This is a genomic window from Pontibaca salina, from assembly GCF_016307205.1.
In the GTDB taxonomy this organism is placed as follows: Bacteria; Pseudomonadota; Alphaproteobacteria; order Rhodobacterales; family Rhodobacteraceae; genus Pontibaca; species Pontibaca salina.
The window spans coordinates 215575-221932 of record NZ_JAEIJD010000004.1 but is presented as its reverse complement, the minus strand read 5'-3'; the positions used below and the strand labels follow the sequence as shown (position 1 = coordinate 221932).

Here is a 6358-nt window from a genome sequence, read left to right as displayed (position 1 = left end):
ATCTGTTCTTCTGTGTATCTTGATCGCTTCATTGTCCGTCCCTTCGTTGGGCCAGACTCTAATTCCAGATGGAGGAAAAATCCCGTGGCAGGTCATACGGCCCCGCCGACGACAGTGTCATCGCATTCACTCCATTCGGCATCGAAAACCTGCGAGACCTCATCGAAATGGACCGTGAGCACGCGCGTTGAGCTCGCCGTGGCCTACGCCGGATGCTTACGTTTGAGTGAATTGTTCGAAGGTCGCCCGCTGGAACGCAAAGACCGTATCACGCACAATGCTGACATCCGTGCGGCTTGCAGCATCGTTTGATGCGGGCTCTGAGTGGACTTGCGGCGACGCGGTAGGCATCCTGATTTTCCCGACCGTCTGATCGTCGCGACCGGCCCTAAACGGTCCTTTATTGCAAGTGCAGCGGACGACCGCTTAACGTCCTACTTGCCGTTCTGATTTCTTCTAAAAAACCTTTCAGTCCCCTTGACCTCTTCGAAAACCAGTTCAGGCACAACGACTTCCCAATTATCGCGTTTCAGCAAGTGATAAAAACGCTCATCGGCATCCTCTTTGCGCCAATGTATGATGGCCCCGATCTCGCCGGTGACGAATTTCGTGCCTACCGGTGGCGCAAATGCTTTCGACATCCGCCCGAGGGCCCGCCCTCGAACATCCTCGATCTGCCAGCGATCCCCGACACGGGAGAGCCTGACTGGCGAGCCGACCTGTGCTTCGGCGATCGCGTTATGAACAACGTGCCGATCACCTTGGCGTCCTGCAAATGACAGGTCGACCATCTTCATTTCGGGCGATTGAAAGAACCGGCGTCGGCCGGGGACTTTCGCTAAGTCGGGCACCACGTGCCGCGTCACCACTGAAGGCGACCCGGTGGGAAGATATTCGTGATTGTCGTTGCTCATGACGATCAAATTGCGCCGCGCACGTGTCATGGCGACATAGAACAATCGCCTCGGCGCGTCCTGATCTTCGTTTCGCGAGGGCCGTTCCCAGCCGCCATCCAAGATCACGACATCGTCGAATTCGAGACCCTTGGCACGGTGCGCCGTCAACAATTTAAGACCGCGCTGCTCGCCCCATGAATCCTTCGACCATTCGGCGAACCATTCGGTCACGTCAGGGGTCGGGAGCGCTTTGCCGTCAACTTCGCGCGCAAGCTGGCCAAGTCCTTCGCCGATCCGGTCAGTCCAACGGCTTGCGGGTATCGCGTTCAGAGTTTCGGTCAGGTCGTCCAAGCTGACCATAGCCTCAGGCCTGTCGCGCAGACGGCCGATAAACCTCTGCATCTCGCGGGTGCGCCATAAACTTGGCAGGTTCTCGTTCGCCATTTCGACGGGAATTCCGTGCGCCTCGGCGAAGTCGCGCACCGGCAGAAGCTTGCGCCAATCACGAGAAATGATTGCCGCCCCCTTCCAACTCCAATCCGGAATCAGATTTGACAGGCGGATCATCTCGTTGACCGCCGCAAGGGCCTGAACGTCATTCCCAGCCGGGCAACCAAGGATTTGGACCCGCCCCTGTGCAACCGGGTCGAGGCTTTCCATGATACCTCCAGCCGGCTCCTTTTGCCGCGATTGGTCCACGGTAATCCCATGCCCTGTTTTCATACGTTCCCGAGATCCTTCGATAACGGCGTTCGCGGCGCTGATGATGTTCTTCGACGAGCGGTAATTGTCGGTCAAAAAAACCGGCTTGGCTGAATAATCTTGTTCGAATTGCCGAATGTGGCGCACCGATGCGCCGGCAAACGCATAGATATTCTGGTCATCATCGCCGACCGCGAACAGGCTGATCCGTTGATCGGGGTCGTCGATGCTGCGGCCAGCCACCGCAGCGATCAAGGCATATTCCTCGGGGCCCACGTCCTGATATTCATCCACAAGAATCCAGCGGAACCCCTGGATCAGGGTTTCTCGTAAGGCTTCGGCCTCGACCTTGTCCAGCCCGTCGCCGCGCAAAAGACATGCGGCATCGGTCAGAAGCGTGTCAAAATCGGGCTCATCGGTTCCTGCGCGTCCGGCGAAACTCGCGCCAACCAACCGCATGGCCAAGGCATGGATGGTCAAGACCGTCACGAAGCGAGCATCTTTGCCAATCAATAGACGCAAGCGCTCCCGGATCTCGGCGGCCGCGTGACGGTTGTAAGCGAGCACAAGAATACCGTTTGGATCTTCGCGCTTGATCCTGACCAGATAGGCGACACGATGGACCAGAACGCGTGTCTTGCCCGAGCCCGGTCCCGCGAGGACAAGCACATTGGTCTGTTCGCGGTCGTCACGCACGATCTGCTCTTGCGTCGAATTCCCCAGATTGTCGACGATCTCGGCATAGGACTGGGGCGTCGCCTGCCGCCTGAACTCCGACATTCTCCCCGGCATCCAGGCTTTCATGAAGTCGGACTGCTCCATCGCGAAATAGTCATGCGCGAGCCGCTGCGCCTGATCGATATCGTCGATGCCTTTGGTCGCATACGCCGCCATCACGTGGGTCTGGACGGTCTGTTCGCTGTAGTGGTCTTCGAGCGGCGCGAAATGCCGGGTGGTAAAGGCGCCGCTCTTTGGATTGATGTGCAGCGTCATGGCCGAGCGGAACACGGACAATCCCTTGCCCAGGGTCACCACCTGCTGCTCGTGCAGCCACAGAAGCGCCCGGTCCATCAGCTTTGACGGGTCATTGACAGACGCCCGCAACAGCGCGTCACTGCTGATCGCCGCAAGAAGGTCGCCAAGCGTGGTTTCGACGGGAATATCTTTCCCACGCAGGCCCGACTGGACCTTGTCGACCAACTGCGAAACCAACCGCTCTGCCGCCTGTCTGCGAAGCTGAGCGGTCTGTCCGATTACCGCCCATGATCTTTGCATCCGCACCACCAGACTGCCTTTGGACGCCTTGCGCAGGCCGATATTGCCTTTGCCGCCATCCATGTCGCGGCCATCCTGCGCAATCCCACGGAGCAATCCCTCGACGATATCGGGCCGCACCGAGGTGTGTCCCTGCTCGCGCAGGGCCTGCGCGACCGAGGCCAGATGGCAGGGCCAAGCCTCGTCGATATCCGCGTCTGGCGCTTGTTCTCTCAGGATCGCAATCAGGTCGGCTTCTAACCGGGACGCCGCCTCAAACCGTTTCGGCGACGCATTTTCAATACGCACATGGACGAAGATGGTGATGTTTGTATCATCCTTTGCGATCCCCAACGCTTCGAGGTCTGCCAGGGCCTTGCGCACGCCCGACACCGTCAGCCCACTGACCCCGCACAGCTCGTCCGTGGTGATGCCCTCTTCCTGCGGCGCGTTGATGATGTGCTGCACGATAGCGGTCAGATCCTGGCGACGCCGCTCGGTGATATCGGCGGATGCAAGGATTCCGCGGACCTCCTGCATGCTCCTTACGCGGAGCGAGGCGGGAAACACCTGCACCTGGTTTTCTTCGCGGTTCAGAAGATGCGCCTCTTCCAGCCAGGCGACCGCCGTCTTTACCCGGGTATCGTCGGTGTTGCTGTCGCGCTGGAAATCCCGGTCCTTCTCTTCGTGAACAATCTCACCGGGCGTCGCAACGATCTGACCGCCTCTTCCGGTTCGCGTATCAAGACGCCGAAGCGCCTTCAGGATTGCGCCGATTTCGTGCCGCGCGAGTCGCGATCGCGCGCTCAGGCTGAACTGACGATCGACGTCTTCGGTATTGAACAGAAGAACGCAGCTCGCCGGTTCGCGGTCCCGTCCGGCGCGCCCCGCCTCTTGCAAGTAGTTTTCCAGCGACCCCGGCACGTCCCCATGAACCACCAGACGGATGTCCGGCTTGTCGACCCCCATCCCAAAGGCGTTGGTCGCCGCGATCACGCGCAGATTGCCGACGCGGAAGTCCTCCTGGATCTCACGCTTGTCATCGGCGCTCAGGCCCGCATGATACCGTTCAGCGGCGATGCCCTGCTGTTTTAGGAACTCCGCCACGCGCTCGGTGGCGCTTCGGGTCGCACAATAAACGACAGCCCCCGAGACTCCCTCGCGCGGAAGCTGGGCTTCGATCGTGTCGAGGATATCCGTCATCTTGGTTGCCCGCTGCGTTGGCAGCACCTTGAAGCTCAGGTTCGACCGCGATGCGCCACCGTCGATTAACGCCAGTTCGGACCCCAACCGCTCCTTGAAATGACTGCGGATGTCCTGCACCACGTCCGGCTTTGCCGTTGCGGTCAAGCAAAGCACCGGAGCCGGTTCGTCGCCTGAGCTTTCCTTGATAAACCGCGAAACGTAGCGATAGTCGGGTCGGAAATCATGCCCCCATTTGGACACGCAATGCGCCTCGTCCAGCACCCACAGCCCCACCTCGCGCTGAGAGAGAACCGACCGAACTGTTGTGCTGCGCAGTTGTTCGGGCGAAATCAGCAAGATCGCAGCATCCCCAAGCCGCACCTTATCGAGCGCATCTTGGCGCTCGGGCAAAGACAATAGCCCGTTAATCGTAACCGCCGAGGAAATTCCGGCCCGCACCAAGCCCTGAACTTGGTCCGCCATCAGCGCCACAAGCGGCGAAATAACGACAGTCAAGGCCCCGGTCTTGTCAAACCGAGACAGCGCGGGGATCTGATAGCAGATGGATTTGCCGGTGCCCGTCGGCAGGATGCCCAAAAGGTGATCGCCTTCCATGGCCTTGGCCACAATCTTTTCCTGAAGCGGGCGTCCGTCCTCGTCGGCCGGTTCCGGGCGGAAACTTGGAAAGCCAAACCAGCGCTCAAGTGCGCGGGTGGGATCGTTGTGCTCTGCGCAATAGGCACAGTGCGGATCACGACAATTCGTGTCCCTCAGGTCTTTGACAAGCCGTGCTGCGTCACGGAACTGCGCCCGCACCCAGGGCGGCATGACAGAATCGCCACCAGCGACCGAAATCCAGGCAAGGGCATATGCCATTGGCCAGCCCAGCCCAGTGTCCGAGAGCTGCTCGAGCAAAGCGTCCACCTGCGCGCCGCAGGCCGCCTCCTTTAGCATCATCTGAATGGCCCAGTGCGCTTCCGCTTCAGCCGGTATGGACGCCCCGCGCACGTCACTGAACAACCGATCAAACCCGTCGCTACCGGGCCCTCGGCAGCACAGCCAGTGATAGGCTATCATCGTCTCTGGCGACGACGTGTTCAGCGATACGAAGGCGTCGATCTGGTTGCGAAGGACCTCGAGCACAAGTCGCGCGTCGAACTCGGGATCGTTGACGTGACCACTTTGGAGCCGCCCATCGTGGTAGTGTTTCACCAGATGGTGATACGGATTACGCGGAAAAGCCAAGGGGTTAAGCCACAGCGTGTCGATTGGACCGTGGGCGAGCTTTGCAAAGCGCGGAGAAACCGCCATGAGATGCGGCAAGTCGTGACGCAGAATATTGTGCCCAATGACGTGCGCGAAGCCCGCGCAGAACAGGTCGAGTTTTTCAAGCGCGGCCTTTGGGTCACCTTTCCGATGAATAATCCCCTCTCCTTCACCTTCCGGCACGGCGGCAAAGGCAAATATCCGGGCTTCTTTGGGATCGACCTCCAGATCAATCGACAGACAGCGCGACAAGATTTTGGATTGGTCCCGCGGCATTTGGAATACCGATCTTGACCGCGGATCAGCCTTCGATTTTTCAGGCTGCTGTGGCCGGGCACGGGCAAGGGCTTTTGATATGCCTCGGGAAATTATGTTTTTCATACTGGCAGGTTAAAGTTAATTTCCAAGGAACGGGACCATCGGCAGCCATTTGACCAAAGATGTTCTCTCGAAGCCATGCCAGATTTGCCGGGTGCGGCCAGTTTCTCTCATCTTCCGGCATACAGATCTTTCCATCTGGACGCAAAAGCCGGTCGACGACGTCACCCGGCACTTTGCTGCGCGACACGAGGATTGGTCTTGTCACGCTTGCGTTCTGATCTCTTAACTCATTTAGGCAGCCTTTCACTCGAAGGCCAAGGGGCTTTTGCCACCCAGCGATGAATGGCGCTGCCGTGGATTATAGAATCCGTTGATATACTGGAAGACCGCTCGTTCAGCTTTGCGTCGGGTTTCCCAGCGGTTACGCCAAATCAGCTCTGCCTTGAGGGATTTGAAGAGCGTCTCAACCATGAAATTGTCATATCAATTACCTTTGCCGTTCATCGAGTCAGCGGAATCGCTTTTGGACTTGAGGTCGTAAGGTGGCGGGGTTGCATCTGACTTCGTGTTGATTTCTGAGCTGTTTGTTCAGTTCATGGAGCCGTTGCCAACATGCAGATATTCTTGTCCGCTTTCGAAGATGTTCCCGACCCACGTGCGAGTAACGCACGACACGATCTTGGCGAGTTGCTTGTGATCGCCTTCGTGTCAGTGCTGTGCGGTTCGTGTTCTTG

General features: G+C 58.7%; 1 protein-coding gene and 1 pseudogene. Both read right to left on the bottom strand.

Going from position 1 to position 6358, the window contains the following annotated elements:
• Positions 1 to 434: 434 nt before the first annotated feature.
• The gene (locus JAO82_RS07495; protein WP_198685748.1) at positions 435 to 5579 is read right to left on the bottom strand and encodes a RecQ family ATP-dependent DNA helicase; all 5145 of its coding nucleotides are present in this window, start codon (positions 5577 to 5579) and stop codon (positions 435 to 437) included.
• Positions 5580 to 5927: 348 nt separating this feature from the next.
• A pseudogene (locus tag JAO82_RS07490) lies at positions 5928 to 6131 on the bottom strand (IS3 family transposase); the annotation flags it as partial.
• Positions 6132 to 6358 lie beyond the last annotated feature (227 nt).

Bases quoted from the DNA above. Each gene is read 5' to 3' on its own strand.
- JAO82_RS07495 (WP_198685748.1), bottom strand. From the start codon at position 5,579: ATGCCGCGGGACCAATCCAAAATCTTGTCGCGCTGTCTGTCGATTGAT.